Below are 19,794 nucleotides of genomic sequence, written 5' to 3' on the forward strand. Positions count from 1 at the left end.
ATGTCCGCACTAACCGACATCCCCCTGCTGAGGACTGAGCTCAAATATACGTGGCGAATTGCCTGGCCACTGTTTGTCGCGCAGTTGGCACAAATGGGTACCGGTGTTGTCGATACGATCATGGCCGGCCACTACAACGCGGGCGATCTGGCGGCAATCGCCATTGGCTACAATGCCTGGCTACCGCTTCTGCTGTTCATCGTTGGCGTCATGGTCGCCAGCGCAGCGATTGTTGCGCAGGATTTTGGCGCCGGCCGCATTGAGAAAATAAGATCCCTGTTGCCCCAGTCACTGTGGGTCGCTGCCCTGCTGGGGCTTCTCAGTACGCCATTGGCGTTTTTCAACGAACCGGTGCTGGGACTTCTCGACCTCGCCGCCGACACCGAAACCAAGGCAAGCGCTTATTTGCGCATGGTCGCACTTGGATTGCCGGCCGCCGCGGTGTTTCAGGCACTACGCTTCCACACCCAGGGCGTTGGCATCACCATGCCTTTCGCCTGGTCAAGCGCGATTGGATTCGTAGCCAATATTCCGCTCAATTACGCTTTTATTTACGGTGAGTGGGGGGCACCCGAGCTCGGCGCCGAGGGCTGTGGTATCGCTACCGCACTCTCGATGTGGCTCACCCTGGTGCTGATCGTCGGCTACATGCTGATGTCGACTCGGGTTGCCCCATACATCCCACCGCTGCGATGGGCGCCACCGGATCGTGCCGCTCTGGGGGAAATTCTGGGTTTGGGGATCCCCATTGGCCTGACTCTCTTCCTCGAAGTGGGGGTGTTTTCCATTATCGGGCTGCTGGTGGCAACACTCGGTGATACCGTGATGGCGTCGCACCAGATCGCCTTCAATATCTGGGACGTCTTCTACATACCGATGCTATCGATTGCGTCGGCAATGTCGACACGTATAGGTCATGCGATCGGCGCAGGGGACAAGGTGGGGGTGAATCGGGCGCTGCTGGTTGGCAGCCTGGTCTCCCTGATCATCGCCCTCGGTGCCCTCCTGATATTGGTGTTGGTCCCCGAGGCCATCATCTCGATCTACACCGATAGCGAGAGTATTCGTACCGTCGCGGTCCGCCTGATTCGTCTGGCTGCCTTTTTTATTGTTATTGACGCCGTCCAGATCATCATGTCGTTTGTGTTGCGGGCCTACAAGGATACGCGCTTTCCCTTCTGGGCCATGCTGGTGTCGTATTGGTTTATCGCGCTGCCCGTTGGCTACTGGCTGGGATTGGTGTCTGCAACGACCCCCGCCGATGGCGCCGCGGGCTTTTGGTACGCCAGTATTCTTGGAATCACGGCCTGCGCGGTGCTACTGCTGTGGCGGGTCTGGCGCTTACTGCACCGACCCCTGCCCAATCCCGACACCTTCGAACCCGAAGTGATGCCGGGAATTACTGAGGAGATGAGCCATTGACAGGACCGCAGTAGGGGCACTGGGGATTGCGCTGCAGATTCAACCGCTGCACCTCCTCAGAGCGCATATCGAGCAACGATAAGCGCCCCCAGGCAATGGATTCGGGATCGGCCAGGTACTTCAGTGCCAGCGCACTTTGAGCCGACGCCACCATGGCGACAACAGGGCCCAGTATGCCCAGCGTGGCACAATCCGCCGGCTGTCCTGAGACCGAATCCGGCATCAGGCAGTGGTAGCAACCTTCGCTCCGCCCGGGGCTGAACGCCGCCCACATTCCGCTCATCTGCACCGCAGCACCCATGATCCAGGGTATTTGCCGCTCGCGCGTCGACAGGTCAATCAAACTTCGCGTGCCACGGGAGTCGCTGGCGTCGATCACCAAATCAATATCGGCCAGCATCTGCTGCGCGTTGTCGGATGTGAATCGTGCGAAGTAAGCGTCGACCGTTACCTCACTGTTCAGCGCCTGCAAGCGCGCCTGTAAGGCACCGACCTTCGGCTGATCAATATCGGCTTCCGTGAAGGCGATCTGCCGCGCAAGATTACTCAACTCAACGCAGTCATCGTCGACGAGGCGCAACGTCTGCACGCCGGCGCCCGCAAGATAGAGCGCGATGGGACACCCGAGCCCGCCGCAACCGACAACGAGTACTCGGGCGCTGGAAATGGCCTCCTGACCCGCGAAATCGATACCGGGAACCAGAATCTGTCGCGAATAACGTTCAAGTTGCTGGTCACTAATCACCGCGATATCCCCCACTTACCCGTTCGCGTCCCGCCAGATCACGGCGCGTCTCAACCCCTTCGAAACCGGCCCGCTGCAAATGCGTGCGCACGGCCGAACCCTGATCATAGCCGTGCTCAACGAGCAGCCAGCCCGCAGGCTCGAGGTGCTCGGGTGCCGCCGCAACAATACGCTCAACACAGTCCAGACCCTCAGTGCCCCCCAACAATGCCAACTGGGGTTCTGCTGACAAGCTGGCGAGATGCGGGTCGCCCTCCGCCACATAGGGGGGATTGCTCACAATAAGCGACCACCGCTCGTCATTGAGTGCGCCAAACCAATCGCTCTCCACCCACTGAACCTCGAGGGAAAGACGCTCGCCGTTCGCGCGCGCCGTCGCCAGGGCCTCGGCGCTGATATCAGCGGCTGTTACACAGGCATCGGTCAGCTCGCTCGCCAAAGCCAGCGCAATCGCTCCGCTGCCGGTGCCGAGATCGAGGATTCGCGGTGACGTGCGATGGCGAAAAAGATCCAGCGACCACTCGATGAGCGTTTCGGTATCCGGACGCGGCACCAGCACACCGGGACCCACGTTCAGGGTCAGTGACCAAAAATCCTGAACCCCTGTCAAATAAGCGACCGGCTCTCCCCGGAGACGGCGTCGGTTAAGGGCCTGAAAATCGGCAGCGACCGACGCGGGAACCTCATCATCACCGTGGGCGTAGAGCCATGCCCGATCTCGCTCCAGACAATGCAACAGCAGCGTTTCGGCCGCCATAAGCGGCGCACCGGCGCTGGCAAGAAGTGCGCGAACACTCGCCATCTAATCGGCCAGTGCTGCGAGCAGGTCTGCCTGATACTCCCGGCGCAGCGGCTGGATTAGTGCATCCAAATCCCCCTCGATGACCTCATCGAGCTTGTAGAGCGTCAGGTTGATTCGGTGATCAGACACCCGGCCCTGGGGGAAGTTATAGGTTCTGATTCGATCCGATCGATCTCCCGTACCGACGAGATTTCGACGCTCCTCGGCCTGCTCCGCCGCGGCCTGCTGCTCCGAAGCACTGGCCAGTTTGGCCTGAAGCAGTGACATGGCGCGGGCGCGGTTCTTGTGCTGGGAACGTTCATCCTGGCATTCCACCACAATCCCGGAGGGCAAATGGGTAATCCGGACCGCCGAATCAGTGGTGTTAACGTGCTGGCCGCCGGCGCCCGAAGAGCGAAAAGTGTCGACGCGAAGATCGGCCTTGTTGATTTCGATATCCTCCACCGCGTCGGGTTCCGGCAGAATGGCCACGGTACAGGCCGAGGTATGGATTCGACCCTGGGACTCGGTTTCCGGCACCCGCTGAACCCGATGCGCTCCGGATTCAAACTTCAGATGGGCATAAATATCGTCGCCCTGGATTCGGCTGATAATTTCCTTGAATCCGCCGTGCTCTCCCGGGCGCTCGGATATCACCTCAATACGCCAGCCGCGGGATTCAGAGTAGCGCTGGTACATGCGAAACAAGTCGCCGGCAAAAATCGCCGCTTCATCGCCGCCGGTACCCGCTCGAATCTCGAGGTAGACGTTCTGGCTGTCTCTGGGGTCGCGGGGTAGAAGTAGAAGCTGGAGCTTTTCTTCCATGGCCGCGAGCTCAGGCTCCCCTGCATCCAACTCATCGCGAGCCATGGATTGCATCTCAGGATCACTGTCCTTCAGCATCTCACGGGCCTCAGAGAGATCAGACTGGCAGCGCTGGTAGGCCTCGAAGACACGAACGACCTCATCGAGTTGTGAAAACTCTTTCGATAGATCGCGGAATTGATTCTGATCGGAGATAACGTCGGCATCGCCCAGCATCGCCGAGACCTCCTCGTGGCGATCGCGGAGCTGCTCTAACTTACTGACTAATGACGCCTTCACTGTAGAGTGGTTTTTTCATCCCGCTCCAAGTGGGGATATGACACGCCCAGCAGGGCGGCGACTCGCGACACATTACCGGGATCGCCCTCCTGAGCAACCTGCCTCAGACCTGCGGTGGGGGCGTGAATGAGCTTATTGGTGAGGTCCCGCGCCAGTCGCTCTAGAACCTTCTCCGGCGATTCGCCTTTTTCCAGCATCTTGTGTGCCCGGGTTAGCGCCTCATGCTGGATAGCGAGCGCCGATTCCCTGTAGCTTCGGACCACATCCGAAGAGCGTCGGGCAACAAATTCGCGCTCAACCCCGGCGATACCCTCGGCGATAATCTCATCCGCCTTGCTGGCCTCGGAGGCGCGCAGTCGCAGATTCTCCTCAATGACGTCGCGCAGGTCGTCAACGGTGTAGAGATAGACGTCCGACAACTCGGAGACCTGGGGTTCGATGTCCCGGGGCACAGCGAGATCAACCATGAGCATGGGTCGCCAGCGTCGGGCCTTGAGTGCGCGCTCGACCGCCCCTTTACCCAAAATGGGCAACTGGCTTCCCGTCGAGCTAATGACAATGTCCGCTTCTGCGAGGCGATCGGGAACATCGGCCAACATGATTTCTTCAGCGTTGAATTGGCGTGCCAGGGCCTCCGCGCGCGCCAGGGTTCGATTGGCAACAATCAAACGACCGAGATTGGCCTCCTTGAGATGCCGTGCGACCAATTCGATTGTCTCACCCGCGCCGATAACGAGCGCGGTGCAGCTTGCCAGGTCGGAAAAGATATGGCCGGTCAGGTCCACCGAGGCGTAAGCGACCGACACGGGGTTTTCACCGATCGCCGTGTCCGTGCGAACCTTTTTGGCGACTCGGAATGCGGCGGGAAAAAGCTGGCTCAGGCGGCCGCCGATAGCCCCCGCTTCCTCTGCGACCGCGTAAGCAGACTTAAGCTGCCCGAAGATCTGTGGTTCACCCAGCACCATGGAATTGAGTCCCGCGGCCACCCGCGTCAAGTGAACCAGGGCCTGCTCGCCGTAATTTCGATAGGTACAGGTTGCCAGCTCGTTAACAGCAACGCCGTGGAAGTCCGCAACCCAACGCATCACGGACTCGCTGAGCGCTGCGGGATCCTCGGACTCGGCCGCCATCCCGTAAACCTCGGTGCGATTACAGGTCGAGAGAATCACCGCCTCCTCGAGTGCCGTATGCTCAATAACGCTGGTGAGGGCCTCGGCCTGGCGCTCCGGTGCAAATGCCACCTGCTCGCGAAGAGCCACCGATGCCGAATCGTGGTTAATACCGATGGTTAATAAATTTCGAATCACGCCGCGCCCTGTGCATCCAGCCACTTCTTTTGTGGCGACATCATAGCAAGTTCTGAAAAATCGCGGGGGGCCGTGGGTTTGGCGTCTACCATGTGTCATCATTTGGTCCTATGACATCTCTCCGACAACGTTTTCTTTTAGGCCCGCTACTGTTCAGCGCGGTGCTGGCCGGGTGCGCCACGCAGCCCGAAACGCCCGAGCCCGTCGACCCCGTGGCGGAAGCAAAGCCCGATGCGCCGCCGGTAACGCCAGAATCTGAGGTCGCCGAGCAGCCGATTCCCGCAGCCAGCGTCTACCCGCTGTTGGCGGCTGAATTTGCGCTGCGTAATCGGGACTTCCAGACCGGCCTCCGGTTATTACTCGAGCAGGCCATGATTCTCGACGATCCCGCGTTGGCGCGGCGCGCGCTGCAGCTGGCAGAATTCATGCAGGTCAATGATGCAGCGCTGATCGCTGCCATGCGACTCGCCGATCTCGATCCCGATGACAGCGCAGCCGCAGCCACCGCAATGCGACTGTTAATCGCCGTCGGGCAACCCGCTCGAGCCATCGAATACGCCCGAAAAGCCAAAGCCGGGGGCAGGCGTATCAACGCCCCAGCGCTGCTTCAGGATTTCTCACAACGCCCCGCAGCGGAACGCAGAATCATCGCAACAGGCATCAACGAATTGGCGATGCAGTATCCCGAGGATGTGGACCTCACGCTGGCGCAGGCGCTATTGAAGCGTGAGCAAGGTGATACCGCCGCGGCCATCGAGCAGCTCGATGCGCTGCTCAGTCGCGAACCCGATGATGAACGCGCCCTGGTGGTCTGGACGCAGCTCGCGCTCGACACGGATAGGGATAAGCCATTTGGCCGCATCGACGACGCCGTCAATGAGAATCCCGACAACGAACGATTGCGACTCCAGTATGCGCGCCTGCTCGCCAGTAATGACCAACTCGATCGCGCTCTCGAGCAGTTCGACGTACTGATTGCGAGCTCCCCCAGAAATGGTGACTACCTTCTCTCTGCCGCGCTGGTTGAACTCGAGCGCGAGGATTACGAGGCGGGTCGCCAGCGACTCGATCAACTCCTGGCCCTCGAACAGCGGGTTGACGAGGCTTACTATTACCTCGGGCGGCTCGAGGAAGCGGTGGGGAATCCAAGGGCCGCCATCGACGCCTACGATCGCGTTGAATCAGGCAGGGAGCAGCTCGATGCAGTGGGCCGGGCCGGCGGACTGTTGTTGAATGCAGGTGAGCTCGACGAGTTCGATGCCTTTTTTGACGACCACCGGTGGCGCAGTCCCGATCTGGACGAACGTTTGTTTGCCCTGCAGGGAGAGCTGCTGCAGGACAGAAAGGCGCTTGAACGCGCACTGCGGGTGTACAACGAAGGGATTGAGATCCACAGCGAATCCATGCCCCTGATCTACAGCCGCGCCATTGTTCACGAGCAATTGGGCGACATCGCCGCAATGGAGGCGGATTTCCGGCGCATATTGAGCTTTGACCCGGAAAATGCCACCACCCTGAACGCCCTGGGCTACATGCTGACCAATCAGTCCGATCGGTTCGAGGAAGCGGCGGGACTCATTGAGCGAGCACTTGCGCTCAATCCGGGAGACCCCGCCACTCTCGACAGCCTCGGTTGGGTGTATTTCAAGATGGGGCGTCTGGAAGAAGCACTCACGCACCTGGAGCGCGCCTATCAGCAGTTCCCCGATCCCGAGGTAGCCGCTCACCTCGGCGAGACGCTGTGGGCGCTCGGGCGGTTTGACGCCGCCAAAGCCATATGGACACGCGCCCTGCGGCAGGACTCCGACAATACCCACGTCAATGAAACCATCGGCAGGCTCGGTGTCGACCTCCCACTGCCCTGAGCTCCCGCGCCTGAGGGGTCTCAGCCTACTGGCGCTGTTATCCATTGCCCTGGGGGTGGGATGCGCGGGCCCGGTATCAAAGTCCGATGTGGAGGGCGGCGCTAGACCCGAAGCCACGCTCACGCCCTGGCAAGCCCGAGGAAAAATGGCGCTTAGCACCCGCGAGCAGAGAGAATCGGTCAACTTTAACTGGCAGCGGCTCAGCCTCGACAAGGAAGTGCTGACCCTGACCGGGCCGATCGGTATGGGTGGGGTGCAGATCACCCGCACTGGGTCCGACGTGATCTGGGACGACGGTGATGGTGAAGTGCCGCTGGCCGATGTGGAGGACGTCTCCGACGAGGCATCGCGGTTACTGCAAACACTGCCCTTCGATCAGCTCGGCGGCTGGCTGATGGGGGCTGCGGAGCCTACTGAAGACTGGTCCACCACAGTAAACTCGTGGCAACGCGCCGGTGCCTGGAGCGTCCCCAGGAAGCTGACGCTTCAGGGCGCAGGGGTGAATGCAGGAGTGAGCGTCCTCGTGGTGATACTGGACTGGAATCTTCCAGAATCCACAGCAGCCCGGGCACAATGAGTACACCCGTGATCGAGGTTCTATCGCCAGCCAAAATCAATCTGTTCCTGCATATCACCGGAAGACGGCCTGACGGCTACCACACGCTGCAAACCGTTTTTCAATTACTCGACTGGGGCGACACCATGCGCTTTAGCCCGCGAGCCGAGCCCGGCGTTGTTCTCAAGCACCCCATGCCCGGCGTCGCCGAGTCCAACAATCTCATTCTCAGGGCAGCGGCATTGCTCCTCGAAAGCTACGGAGGATCGGAATCCGGCGCCGTTATCGACATCGAAAAACGACTTCCCATGGGAGGCGGACTCGGAGGGGGGAGTTCGAATGCGGCGACCACGCTGATCGCGCTCAACACGCTTTGGAATCTCGGCGCCTCCGTATCGGAACTCGCCGAGATTGGCCTGCGACTCGGGGCGGACGTGCCCGTATTCGTCCGCGGATACAGTGCCTGGGCGGAGGGTCTGGGTGAGATTCTGACGCCCCTGACACTACCACCGCGCTGGTTCGTCGTCGCCATCCCCAAGGCCGAGGTCCAGACCGCTGAAATCTTTCGCCATCCCGGATTGACACGCAACACCAAGCCCATCACAATGTCGGCCCTTTTCGCAGGGCAGGTGCGCAACGATCTAGAGCCAGTGGTCGTTGAACACTACTCCGCGGTGCGTAACGCGCTGAATTGGTTGAGCAATTCGGCGCCGGCGATGATGACCGGAAGCGGCGCTTGCGTCTTTGCTGGCTTTGACAGCGAAGACACTGCCCGGACGGTTGCTCTTGACGCACCACAGGACCTGCGGACCGTTGTAGTGCGTGGAATCAATGAGAGTCCCGTTTTGCGCATTTAGCGGGAAACCGTCTACTGGGGTGTCGCCAAGTGGCAAGGCACCGGGTTTTGATCCCGGCATTCGCAGGTTCGAATCCTGCCACCCCAGCCAATTTTTACCGGCGCAGCAGTGAGGCTAGCAGCATGTCATCCAAGATGATGGTCTTTTCGGGGAACGCAAACCCGGAACTCGCCCGTGGCGTCGCCGATCGACTGTATCTTTCGTTGGGCAATGCAAAGGTCAGTCGCTTCTCTGATGGCGAAGTCACGGTAGAGCTCGAAGAGAACGTCCGCGGCAAGGACGTATTTGTCCTGCAAAGCACCTGCTACCCCACCAACGACAACATCATGGAACTGGTCCTGATGATCGACGCGTTGCGCCGGGCATCCGCGGGGCGCATCACCGCCGTGGTTCCCTATTTCGGCTATGCCCGACAGGATCGACGGGTACGGTCCAACCGCGTTCCGATTTCTGCGAAAGTCGTTGCCGACATGATGGTGAGTGTTGGCGTGGATCGCGTATTGACCGTCGATCTCCACGCCGAGCAGATTCAGGGCTTTTTTACTGTGCCTGTGGATAATGTCTATGCCTCAACGATTCTTAATAACGACATCGTTAAATGTAATCACAGCGATCCCATTGTGGTGTCGCCGGATATTGGTGGTGTGGTACGAGCACGCGCCATAGCCAAGCAACTGAACGACGCCGAGCTTGCGATTATCGACAAGCGGCGACCACGGGCTAACGAAGCCCAGGTCATGAATCTGATCGGTGACGTGGACGGTCATACCTGCATTCTGGTCGACGATATGGTCGATACCGCGGGAACCCTGTGCATGGCGGCGAGTGCCCTGAAGGAACGAGGCGCCACCAAGGTGGTCGCCTATTGCACCCACGCCGTGCTGTCGGGTAAAGCTTTGGCCAATATTCGCAACTCGGAACTCGATGAACTGGTCGTGACCGATACCATCCCGCTTTCCGCAGAAGCACAGGCCATCGACAAGATTCGCCAATTGACCATTGCCGACCTGCTCGCTGAATCCATACGCAGAGTCAGTAACGAAGAATCCATTAGCGCGCTGTTTGGAGAATAAACAGCGTAAACCAACCCACCACCGCGCCGGTCGCAAGCAAGGTGGTGTTTAAATAAGGAGACAGACCATGTCTGATTCTTTTGTGATACCAGCCGAGGTCCGGGCCGACACGGGGAAAGGTGCGAGCCGCCGCCTACGTCGTTCCGGCGGAAAAATGCCCGCCGTCGTTTACGGCACCGACAAGGAGCCCACCAGCATCACGTTGATCCGCAAGGACTTCGAAAAAATGCTGGAGGCTGAAACCTTCTATACCGCCATTATCGACATCGATGTCGAGGGTACCCACGAGAGCGTAATTCTCAAGGACCTGCAGCGTCACCCCGCCAAGGGTTTCCCGATGCACGCGGACTTCCTGCGAATCAATGCCGATACCGAACTCAAGGTGGCAATCCCGATTCACTTCATGAATGAAGATACCTGTGTCGGCGTGAAGGTCAACGGTGGTGTCATCCAGCGCCAGGAAACCGACATCGAGGTCAGCTGTCTGCCGAGAAACATCCCGGAATACATTGAAGTCGACATGGCAGCACTCGATATCGGTGACAGCATCCATTTGACCGACGTCACGCTGCCGGAAGGCGTTGTGTCTACTGCACTCGAGTTCGGCGAGCTTACCGACCTGATGATTGTTTCCGTGGTTGCACCACGCATGGAAGCTGAGATCGAGGAAGAGGATGCGGCTGCCGCTGAGGATGCCGCTGAAGACACCGATTCCGGTGATGATGCCGAGGAATCCACAGAGGACGGCGAGGACTGAGCAACTGCCATGACCGCAATCCGACTCATTGTCGGGCTCGGTAATCCAGGCAGTGAATACGAAGGCACCCGCCACAATGCGGGTGCCTTTTTCGTTCATGCCCTGGCTAACCGTGCCGGCTGCCGGCTCTCTCCGGAGAGTAAGTTTTTCGGTGATACCGCCAGCGGTACCATCAATGGCCTTCCGTTGCGCTTTCTCATTCCTACTACGTTTATGAACCGCAGTGGCAAAGCCGTCGCGGCGATGGCTCACTTTTTCAAGATCAATCCCGAGGAGATCCTGATTGCCCATGACGAGCTCGATATCCCGCCTGGACAGGCGCGGTTCAAGCACGGCGGGGGGCATGGGGGTCACAATGGACTCAGGGATATTATTCCTGCGCTGGGTGGCAGCAAGGACTTTTACCGGCTTCGCGTCGGTATCGGCCACCCCGGGCATGCCAGTAAAGTCAGTGGCTACGTATTGCGCAAACCGGGCGCCGGAGACCGAGATGCCATTGCTGCAAGCATCGATGCTGCGATTGAGGCGTTACCCAAACTACTGGCGGGAGACATGGTCAAGGCCATGACCCAGCTGCACAGCTTTCAGTATCACAACGACGCCTGAAGACAGGCACACAGGGCAAAGTATGGGAATCAAATGTGGCATCGTTGGTCTGCCGAACGTTGGCAAATCCACGCTCTTCAATGCACTCACCAAGGCGGGCATCGAGGCGCAAAACTTTCCGTTTTGTACGATCGAACCCAACGCCGGGGTAGTTCCGGTACCCGATCCGCGTCAGGACAAAATCGCCGCTATCGTGAAGCCTGATAAAACCATTGCCACCACCATGGAGTTTGTCGACATCGCAGGGTTGGTCGCCGGTGCCTCAAAGGGAGAGGGGTTGGGCAACCAGTTCCTCGCCAACATCCGGGAAACCGACGCCATTGCCCATGTGGTGCGTTGCTTCGAGGATCCAAACGTCATTCATGTCGCCAACGCCATCGACCCGCTGGCAGACATCGAAATCATTAACACCGAACTGGCCCTGTCCGATCTCGAGAGTTGTGAAAAACGCCTGCAAAAGGTCGTACGCACCGCCAAAAGCGGCGATAAAGAGTCCGTGGCGATGAAATCACTGCTTGAAGACAAGCTGCTGCCACATCTCAACGAAGTGCAACCCGTGCGCAGCCTGATGGTAAACGATACCGAAGCCGAGTTGATAAAAACGCTGCACCTCCTTACCGCCAAACCCACGATGTATATCGCCAACGTGGCCGAGGACGGTTTTGAAGAAAATCCACACCTGACGGCAGTGGAAACCCTGGCGGCCGAAGAAGGCGCCCAGGTGGTGGCAATCTGTAACAAACTCGAAGAAGAAATTATTGAGCTTGAAGAGGATGAAAAGCTCGAGTTCCTGGAAACCATCGGCATGGAGGAGCCCGGTCTCAATCGCGTCATCCGCGCCGCCTACCAATTACTCGATCTGCAAACCTACTTCACCGCCGGCCCCAAAGAAGTCCGCGCCTGGACGTCAAGTCGGCGCCACCGCTCCACAAGCCGCCCGTGTCATCCACACCGATTTCCAAAAGGGGTTTATCCGCGCTGAAGTGGTGGGCTACGAGGATTTTATCGATGGCAACGGCGAGCAGGGCGCCAAAGAAGCCGGCCGCTGGCGGCTCGAGGGCAAAGACTACATTGTCAACGACGGCGACGTGGTGCACTTCCGCTTTAATGTGTGAGTCCGGCCGAGAATCTGCCGCCGCGAAGATGCGTTGGCGCTTGACTTGAATGGGCTCTCTGTAGAAAATACGCCCCCGCTGAGAGCAACCGCTCCTCAGCGTCCTTGTGGCTACGTAGCTCAGCTGGTTAGAGCACAGCATTCATAATGCTGGGGTCGGTGGTTCAAGTCCACCCGTAGCTACCATTTTTCTCCCTCAAAAACAGCAGATTAGACAGGCTCTCGGCTCTGCCCAATCAACGGGAGTGGACCGGTTTTCACTAAACTCGGTTAATGATGCCATCCCACTCGCAATGGGCCAAGACGCGCAATCGGTAGTTTTCAAAATTCCTGAATCCGTACGCTCTACGGGTCATCATCTCCATCTGGCTCTCCCCAGTACGTTCAATAGGGGGGTCTCAACTACCTGGCGGCGACAAATCGGGTATGATTCCCGTTTGAAATTTGGGTGCATACCTAAACGCGCATTTAGATCGGACACAGGCAGGACCGAGATCAGAAACATGGCCCTCTTAACTTGCCGCACCCGCAGACGCCACCCTCTATCCCCCGGATTGTTACTGACCTTCATTCTGTGCGCGCTATCCGGCGCGGAAACCGTTGCCCAGACGCTCCCGGGGGAAGGCAACAGCTGCCTGCCGAGTCTCGGCAACGGAAACACCTGCACCGCAAACGATCTGCGCCTGCAGGCCGAAGTGCTCACAGGCCCTCCCAGCTGTGAGCTTGGAGAAACCATCAGCGTCACGTTTAGAACCTCGATCGGGTCGACGGCGGCATCAAGAGCGGCGAGCGAACGCTACAATCTAGGTTTCTTCATCGGGGAGAACGGCAGCGCCACGATTGATCCCGGAGCGGGGGAAACCTGCTCCGTTTCCTACCTCACTCCGAACACGGGTACTCCCGATCTCGCCAGCGGCGTGGGGCCTTATAGGGAGCTCACCGGAGACCAGTGTGGTGATATTGAGGACGCCGACACAACGCTTCATGACATCACAAGCACGCAGATTCTTTGCCGCGATAACGACGGCGACGGACGTCTCGACATTTCTGCGTCGGTAACCTGGAAGACCAACAAAAATAACGCTAGCTGTGCATCGCCGCCGACGGTTGCGGACTTCGTGCCCGATCAGAAATCTAAGTGTATAAGCTCCGTGAATCTGGGTTTTGATATCCCCGTCGAGACGCCGCCCGAAGTCACAGTGAGCAAGACCGCAATTCCCGACATCATTGAAGCCCCCGGGGCATCCGTAACTTACGAGGTAGTGGTTACGAATACTTCAGGCCGCACCGACACGGTTACTATCAGTTCGGCGGTCGACGACAAGTTCGGCGACATCACGACGCTTCCCGGCGACTGCGACGTACTTCTGGATCCCGACGGGATCGAACCGGGCAGTTCCAGCACCTGCCGCTTTGAGGCAAACGTGTTCGGGGCTGCGGGAGACACCCACACAAACACCGTGACCGTAAACGGTGCGGATGAGGAGGGCAGCGCCGTATCGGCCTCCGACAGCGCCGTCGTTTCCATCATCGCGGGGGCTCCACCGCCCGCGTCCATGACGGTCGTCAAGGGCGCGGCGCCGTCCAGCGTTCCCGAGCCCGGTGGCGAAGTGGAATACACACTACAGGTGATCAATACCGGTGACGACACCCTGACCCTCACGACACTGGACGATAACCAGCTCGGTGGCTCCGCGGGCGGCGTTGGTAATTGCTCGCTGCCTCAGACGATCCCACCCGGCTCGGCTTACGACTGCTCGTACCCCTTCAACGTTGCGGGAGCAGCCGGCGACGTTATCATCAACACGGTTACCGCCACGGCACAGCCCAACTCGGACCCGGGCAATGCCCTCGTCGAGTCGGACCGCGCTGAAGTCGAGATCCTGGATATCCCGGCGTTGATCTCCGTAAGCAAAACGCCGGTGCCCGAGGAAATTCCCGATCCCGGCGCCGGCAACAACACCCCGATCGATTATCGACTCATCGTTTTCAATCAATCGCTGACAGACACAGTCACGATCAATTCCCTGACCGATATTCAACAGGAGGGGGTCAATCCCCCCAGCGTGCCTACAGACGTGCTCACGCTGCCGGCTTCGCCGGGCAAGCCCGCCTGCTCCTTGCCCCAGACGCTCACGACCGGTTTTGGCCGGGTATATAGCTGCTGGTTTCAACGGTCCATCAGCGGCGACAACGTTAGTGAGGGTGATGTCGTATCCAACACGGTGCGTGCTGCGGGCATCGATGACGACGGCATGCCCCTCGAAGCCTCCGGCGGCGCCAATGTGTCGATCGTGGCGACACCGGTAGGAACCCTTGACGTGCTTAAGCGGGCCGACCCATCCGTCGTGACCCCCGAGGCGAATGTGGTGACCTTCTCGGTTGAGGTGCTCAACACGAGCACCGTCGAGGTGACCATCGACAGTCTCACGGACAGCGTCGAGGGTGGCACGGCCTACGACATTACAAATGCGGGTGCGGTCGTGAGCACAAGCTGCGCCGTACCCCAGACCCTGGCATCGGGAGAAACCTACACTTGCGCGTTTGTGCAGGCGGTGACCGGCAATCCCGGCGAAGGCATCACGGATATCGTGACCGCCTCCGGCGAGGACGAACTCTCCAACACCGTCGCAGCCGATGACAGCGCCACCGTAGCCATTGTCGATTCGGACCTGGATATCCGCGTTGTAAAAACCGCCAGTCCGAACCTTGCGGCATCCGGCGCGCCGATCAGCTTTCTGGTTGAGGTGACGAACACCGGTTCTCAGGTGTTGCTCCTGGGCGAACTTGACGACTCGGAGTTCGGCGACCTCGACGGTCAGGGCACCTGTTCCCTACCCCAACGTCTTTCCATCGACGCAACCTACTCGTGCTCCTTCGATGCCGTGGTGAACGGCGGCGGGGTGGGCGTCCACATCAATACGGTGACCGTAACCGGCAGGCAGATTCTCCGTATCGCGAATCCCGGCGGAGACGCGGTGAGTGATTCGGACAGCGCCTACGTGCTGACCATCACCCTACCCGGACTCGACGACATCAAGGCCGTACCGATTTCCATCTGGGCGGTGCTGTTTTCAGCACTGGGGATCGTCCTTATCTTGCTCAGAAATCGGCGGCGCACTGGCTGAGTACCGGGTCAAAAGACCGATTTTTACAAAAACCCGGTTCAGCACCCAATATCCCCGCCCGCGCCGGCACTGCTTCACGACACGGCCCCTGCCCCGCTCGCTCGCTCGGGGCAATGCTGCGCGCGGCACCCGCATCACTGGTTTACGTCCATGGCCAGCAACGACATCTGCCGCTGCCCCCGATCGAGCCAGCGGGGACAGGCTCGCTCGCCTAAAACGTTCAATCCACGGGCGCGTGACCCACAGACAGTCTTTCGATAAACCACTTGAGCGCACGACCGCGATCGCGCCGGCGCCAGGCAATAAACAGCAGACTGTCGGGGATCGGCTCCTGCAGCGGGACCTCGACCAGTTCGCCGGTATCGAGCAGGCGCTCGACCCTCGGACGGGGAAGAAAGCCCGCGCCCAAACCTGCGCGCTGTACGGCGATCTTGTCCGCCATGCTCGATACGGTCATTCGCGGCTGGCGCTCAAAAACCCGCAGCGTCACCGCGGGGTGCTCCCGGGATGAATCCCGAACCACGATCGCGCGGTGCTGCAGCCGCACGTCCTCACTCACCGGGGCTGCCTGCTCTGCAAGCGGGTGATGGGGCGCTACCGCAAACACCCAGGGGATGGTCATGATAGGTCGGGACTCGACCCCCGCCGATTCGGGACTCGCCTCCGCCGCAGCAACAACGAGGTCGGCGCGATCGAGCTGCAACGCCTCCCAGGTGCCGCCGAGAACTTCGCTGGCAATATCGACTTCGGTATCCGGTTGCTCATCACAAAATGCCTGCAGGTGCGGCAGCAGAAAATCCGAATCCAATACCGTATCGAGTGCGATTCGCAGCCGTGACTCCCAGCCGCGCTCGAGCTGCTTTGTCTTTTCCACCAGACGGTCGGCGGCGTCCAGCAACTCTCGACCCTGCTCGAGCAATAACTTACCGGCGGGCGTAAGTACCGAGCGTCGCCCCTCGCGCACAAACAGCGTCACGCCGAGATCGTCCTGCAGCTTGTTCACGGTATAGGTGATTTTCGAAGGGACCCGGTAAAGACTCGCGGCAGCGGCCGAGAAGCTGCCCTTACGATCGATGGCGTCGAGTACTTCCAGGCTTTCCAGAGTAATACGGCTCATAATCATATTTTCATTTTATTTGAACATAAATAACAGAATATTTCGATTTTAATAAAAAAATCAATGTTTATATTGATCTAAACGCTTCAAATAAAGCGAAATTTAAACGGCAACTGGAGGACTGATTATGGAACAGACCAATACCTTTACCCAGCGACTGCTGACCAGCGAGAGCGGCATTGGCCCACTCGCCCTGCGCGTCCCTGTAGGCATTATTCTCAGCGCCCACGGCGCACAAAAACTGTTCGGCTGGTTCGGGGGCTACGGCCTTGAGGGCACCGGCCAATGGATGGCGTCCGTTGGTTTTGAGCCAGGCGTATTCATGGCGGCCCTCGCGGGCAGCGCCGAATTTTTTGGCGGTCTGCTACTGGTGCTTGGACTGCTCACACGCCCCGCCGGTGCACTGCTCGCCTTCACCATGGCCATGGCCATGACGGTGCATCTGCCCAACGGGCTGTTCATCACCAACAACGGCTACGAATTCGCCTTCACGCTGCTTGCCGCATCCACTGCACTCGCCTTCCTCGGCGGCGGATCACTATCACTGGACCGGTGGCTCTCAGTGCGCGCCAACCGATAAACCTCACCCGCCTGGCTACACCGGGCACCACCATCAAACTAACGTTAAAACGCTACAGGAGATTGACATCATGCGTATATCAACCCACTTCTCTCGCTGGATACTATCGGCCCTGCTGGTTCTCGGTACTGGTCAGGTAATCGCATCGACGGCTACCCCCACACCCGCGGGTGGCTTACTTACCCCGGAGAATCACGCACTCATACTGATCGACCACCAACCACAAATGGCCTTCGCCACCCACTCAATCGACATAGTCGAGCTGCGCAACAATGTGACGGGGCTTGCCAAAGCGGCCAAAGCGTTCAGCGTACCGACGATCCTCACAACGGTGGCAGAAGAGTCGTTTGCCGGCCCACTGTTTCCTGAGCTCAAGGCAGTGTTCCCGGAACAGAGCCCGATCGACCGGACCACGATGAACACCTGGGAGGATCCGCGTATCGCCGAGCGGGTCAACGAAATTGATCGCAAGAAGATTGTGGTTGCCGCGCTCTGGACCGAGGTTTGCGGGGTTGGACCGGTGCTGTCGGCGATTGACCAGGGCTACGACGTTTACTTCGTGACCGACGCCTCGGGCGGCGTGAGCAAAGAAGCCCACGACATGGCCGTACAACGCATGGTGCTGGCCGGTGCGCAGCCGATCACCTGGCTTCAGTACATGCTTGAACTGCAGCGTGACTGGTCTCGGACAGATACCTACGAAGCGGTCACCGGAATCGCCAAGCAGCACGGTGGGGGTTACGGCCTGGGCATAATCTACGCCAAAGAGATGTTCGGCGCCAAAGAAGGAAACTAGGTCAACCACCGCCCGGCAGTCCTGTGACGACTGCCGGGCGCACCCCGAACAGACCCGAACCGCATCATCAGGACGCAACGTTTCTGCCAATAGAAGGGGATAACGCCCATGAAATCATCCAAGCAACGTCCGTCGGTGACACGACGCCAGCTCTTACGGACAGCGGCCACGGCCACCGCCGCTGCGGGAGCAGCCCAGTTCGGACTGGCTAAACCACCCCACGCGCCCGAGACCATCTTCTGGAACGGCAAGCTGCTGACCCAGGACCCCAGCCGGCCCAGCGCATCGGCCATGGCAATCAGCGACGGACTCTTAACCGCCGTTGGCGGCGATCGGGAAACACTTGCGCTACGGGACGAGAAAACAGAAATCATTGATCTCAAGGGACACACCGTCATACCCGGTCTGAATGACAGCCACATGCATCCGACCCGCGCCGGTCGTTTTTATGCCCTGGAATTACGCTGGGATGGTGTCCGATCACTCAAGAAGGCACTGGCCATGGTCGCAGACCAGGCCAAACGCACGCCAAAAGGAGAGTGGGTGCGCGTGGTCGGCGGTTGGTCACCCTACCAGTTTGAAGAGCAGCGCTTGCCCACACCAGCCGAACTGACTAGAGCGGCGCCGAATACGCCCACATTTGTCCTGTTTCTCTACAGCCGCGGTTTTCTCAATCGAGCAGCGGTCAATGCGCTGGGACTGGGACCTGAAGCCGTCGCACCCGAAGGAACACGCTACGAATTTACCGCCGACGGCGGCGCCATTCTCCACGCCGAACCCAATCCGGATCTGCTTTACGGCACGATTGCCAGACTGCCACAGCTTAACGCGGATCAGCAGCGCCTATCGACCACGCATTTCTATCGCGAACTCAATCGCTTTGGCTTAACCAGTGTCATCGATGCCGGCGGCGGTGGGCATCGCTACCCCGACAATTACGGCGCAACTCTGGCCCTTGCGGAGGACCGGCAATTGCCCTTGAGAATTTCGAAGTATTTGTTCCCCCAGAATAAAGGCCGTGAGTACGCAGAGTTCCAGCAATGGATGCAGCAGGTCGAGCCGGGGGATGAAACCCTCAGTAACCTGATGCACGGCTACCACCTTTCGGGCGCCGGTGAATTCCTGGTCTGGGCGGCGGGGGATTATGAAAATTTCCTCGCGCCCGCGCCCGATATTACCAGCAGACCCGAGTGGCGCAGCCAACTGCTTCGCGTGACACGATTACTACTGCAGGCGCAATGGCCACTGCGCATACACGCCACCTACGACGCCTCTGTCAACGCAATCCTCGACGTTTTTGAGCAGGCGCACGCCCTCGAAGTGGCCGAACACAGAGCCGGATTCTCGGGAATTCGCTTTGTCGTCGACCACGGTGAGACACTCCAGATCAGCACCATCAAACGGCTGCGAATGCTCGGTGCGGGGGTCGCCATGCAGTCTCGAATGGCGTATGCCGGTGAGTACTTCCTGGAGCGCTACGGCAAGGCCGCGACGCGGCGCGCACCGCCCTTGCGCGAGGTGTTGGCCTCGGGCATCCCACTCGGACTCGGTTCTGACGCCACCCGCGTGGCCAGCTATAACCCCTGGGTCACACTGGCCTGGGCCACCACGGGACGAAGCGTTGGTGGTACACCTTTACACGGTCCGGAGCAGCGGCTGAGTCGGAGCGAGGCACTGTACTGCCACACGGTGGGATCAGCATGGATCAGCGGCGAGGAGCGCTTGAAAGGAAGACTGCGCGCCGGCCAGTTCGCCGACTTTGCCGTACTGAATGCACCCTACCTTTCTGTTGCAGATGCGGACCTACCCCTCATAGAGAGCGCACTGACCGTGGTGGGGGGCGAGGCGGTCTACAGCGACGGATCATTGACGCCGCCGCTTAAGCCCTTCGCTCCGCTGGATCCTGATTGGCTGCCGGTGAACACCTATGGCGGTTATCAGACGTGATCCGGCGGCCGCAATTGGTGTAAATTGACCTGGACCCAT

17 protein-coding genes, 2 tRNA genes and 1 pseudogene are annotated in these 19,794 nt (G+C 59.5%); 14 read left to right on the forward strand and 6 right to left on the reverse strand.

Annotated features, from left to right (window positions below):
* A complete protein-coding gene (locus tag NOR51B_RS01790) occupies positions 1 to 1,422 on the forward strand; it encodes an MATE family efflux transporter (RefSeq protein ID WP_009020379.1) in 1,422 nt (473 codons plus the stop codon).
* Here NOR51B_RS01790 and NOR51B_RS01795 read toward each other — a convergent pair.
* From NOR51B_RS01795 to hemA, 4 genes are read right to left on the reverse strand one after another with little or no spacing between them, the layout of a single operon-like run.
* Positions 1,400 to 2,167 (reverse strand): HesA/MoeB/ThiF family protein, encoded by a 768-nt coding sequence (locus tag NOR51B_RS01795; RefSeq protein WP_009021407.1) that lies wholly within the window; start codon positions 2,165 to 2,167, stop codon positions 1,400 to 1,402. The genes NOR51B_RS01790 and NOR51B_RS01795 overlap by 23 nt on opposite strands.
* Entirely contained in the window at positions 2,160 to 2,969 is an 810-nt protein-coding gene (gene prmC, locus NOR51B_RS01800) for a peptide chain release factor N(5)-glutamine methyltransferase (protein WP_040481564.1), read from the reverse strand. The genes NOR51B_RS01795 and prmC overlap by 8 nt, the downstream gene beginning before the upstream one ends.
* Positions 2,970 to 4,052, reverse strand: coding sequence for a peptide chain release factor 1 (gene prfA, locus NOR51B_RS01805; RefSeq protein ID WP_009020169.1), 1,083 nt, complete (start codon positions 4,050 to 4,052; stop codon positions 2,970 to 2,972).
* Positions 4,049 to 5,359, reverse strand: coding sequence for a glutamyl-tRNA reductase (gene hemA, locus NOR51B_RS01810; protein ID WP_009021359.1), 1,311 nt, complete (start codon positions 5,357 to 5,359; stop codon positions 4,049 to 4,051). Before hemA ends, prfA begins: the two co-directional genes overlap by 4 nt.
* A gap of 110 nt (positions 5,360 to 5,469) precedes the next feature.
* Between hemA and NOR51B_RS01815 the strand changes: the two genes are divergently transcribed.
* From NOR51B_RS01815 to NOR51B_RS01855, 9 genes and pseudogenes are all read left to right on the forward strand, one after another.
* Complete coding sequence (locus tag NOR51B_RS01815) at positions 5,470 to 7,224, forward strand: tetratricopeptide repeat protein (protein WP_040482252.1); 1,755 nt, start codon at positions 5,470 to 5,472, stop codon at positions 7,222 to 7,224.
* The gene (locus tag NOR51B_RS01820; RefSeq protein WP_195891459.1) at positions 7,202 to 7,801 is read left to right on the forward strand and encodes an outer membrane lipoprotein LolB; all 600 of its coding nucleotides are present in this window, start codon (positions 7,202 to 7,204) and stop codon (positions 7,799 to 7,801) included. The genes NOR51B_RS01815 and NOR51B_RS01820 overlap by 23 nt, the downstream gene beginning before the upstream one ends.
* Complete coding sequence (gene ispE / locus NOR51B_RS01825) at positions 7,798 to 8,637, forward strand: 4-(cytidine 5'-diphospho)-2-C-methyl-D-erythritol kinase (RefSeq protein WP_040481568.1); 840 nt, start codon at positions 7,798 to 7,800, stop codon at positions 8,635 to 8,637. The genes NOR51B_RS01820 and ispE overlap by 4 nt, the downstream gene beginning before the upstream one ends.
* Before the next feature lie 15 nt (positions 8,638 to 8,652).
* Positions 8,653 to 8,727: transfer RNA gene (locus NOR51B_RS01830), tRNA-Gln, on the forward strand.
* Positions 8,728 to 8,759: 32 nt separating this feature from the next.
* Entirely contained in the window at positions 8,760 to 9,710 is a 951-nt protein-coding gene (locus tag NOR51B_RS01835) for a ribose-phosphate pyrophosphokinase (RefSeq protein ID WP_230198380.1), read from the forward strand.
* A 67-nt stretch (positions 9,711 to 9,777) separates the two neighbouring features.
* The gene (locus tag NOR51B_RS01840) at positions 9,778 to 10,467 is read left to right on the forward strand and encodes a 50S ribosomal protein L25/general stress protein Ctc (protein WP_040481571.1); all 690 of its coding nucleotides are present in this window, start codon (positions 9,778 to 9,780) and stop codon (positions 10,465 to 10,467) included.
* Between the two features lie 9 nt (positions 10,468 to 10,476).
* The gene (pth, locus tag NOR51B_RS01845) at positions 10,477 to 11,073 is read left to right on the forward strand and encodes an aminoacyl-tRNA hydrolase (RefSeq protein WP_009019571.1); all 597 of its coding nucleotides are present in this window, start codon (positions 10,477 to 10,479) and stop codon (positions 11,071 to 11,073) included.
* 22 nt (positions 11,074 to 11,095) lie between these two features.
* Positions 11,096 to 12,188: pseudogene (gene ychF / locus NOR51B_RS01850) on the forward strand (redox-regulated ATPase YchF).
* Positions 12,189 to 12,296: 108 nt separating this feature from the next.
* Positions 12,297 to 12,373: transfer RNA gene (locus NOR51B_RS01855), tRNA-Met, on the forward strand.
* A gap of 74 nt (positions 12,374 to 12,447) precedes the next feature.
* On the opposite strand, the gene NOR51B_RS15880 is transcribed toward NOR51B_RS01855, so the two are convergent.
* Positions 12,448 to 12,552 carry a hypothetical protein gene (locus NOR51B_RS15880; RefSeq protein WP_407635204.1) on the reverse strand — a complete coding sequence of 35 codons (105 nt, stop codon included), beginning with the start codon at positions 12,550 to 12,552 and terminating at the stop codon, positions 12,448 to 12,450.
* 138 nt (positions 12,553 to 12,690) lie between these two features.
* On the opposite strand from NOR51B_RS15880, the gene NOR51B_RS01860 reads away from it, so the two are divergent.
* Positions 12,691 to 15,315, forward strand: a complete 2,625-nt coding sequence (locus NOR51B_RS01860; RefSeq protein WP_154647577.1) for a DUF7507 domain-containing protein — start codon at positions 12,691 to 12,693, stop codon at positions 15,313 to 15,315.
* A 220-nt stretch (positions 15,316 to 15,535) separates the two neighbouring features.
* On the opposite strand, the gene NOR51B_RS01865 is transcribed toward NOR51B_RS01860, so the two are convergent.
* Positions 15,536 to 16,432: a LysR family transcriptional regulator gene (locus NOR51B_RS01865; protein WP_050759397.1), complete on the reverse strand. Its 897-nt coding sequence runs from the start codon at positions 16,430 to 16,432 to the stop codon at positions 15,536 to 15,538.
* Between the two features lie 127 nt (positions 16,433 to 16,559).
* Here NOR51B_RS01865 and NOR51B_RS01870 point away from each other — a divergent pair, with 127 nt between their 5' ends.
* The 3 genes from NOR51B_RS01870 (at position 16,560) to NOR51B_RS01880 (ending at position 19,755) form a co-directional block, all read left to right on the forward strand.
* Positions 16,560 to 17,012, forward strand: coding sequence for a DoxX family protein (locus tag NOR51B_RS01870; protein WP_009019126.1), 453 nt, complete (start codon positions 16,560 to 16,562; stop codon positions 17,010 to 17,012).
* 70 nt (positions 17,013 to 17,082) lie between these two features.
* Positions 17,083 to 17,808 (forward strand): hydrolase, encoded by a 726-nt coding sequence (locus NOR51B_RS01875; protein WP_009020148.1) that lies wholly within the window; start codon positions 17,083 to 17,085, stop codon positions 17,806 to 17,808.
* Between the two features lie 108 nt (positions 17,809 to 17,916).
* Positions 17,917 to 19,755: an amidohydrolase gene (locus NOR51B_RS01880; protein WP_009020730.1), complete on the forward strand. Its 1,839-nt coding sequence runs from the start codon at positions 17,917 to 17,919 to the stop codon at positions 19,753 to 19,755.
* Positions 19,756 to 19,794: the final 39 nt, after the last annotated feature.

Origin of the sequence: Luminiphilus syltensis NOR5-1B (genome assembly GCF_000158175.1) — a bacterium.
In the GTDB taxonomy this organism is placed as follows: Bacteria; Pseudomonadota; Gammaproteobacteria; order Pseudomonadales; family Halieaceae; genus Luminiphilus; species Luminiphilus syltensis.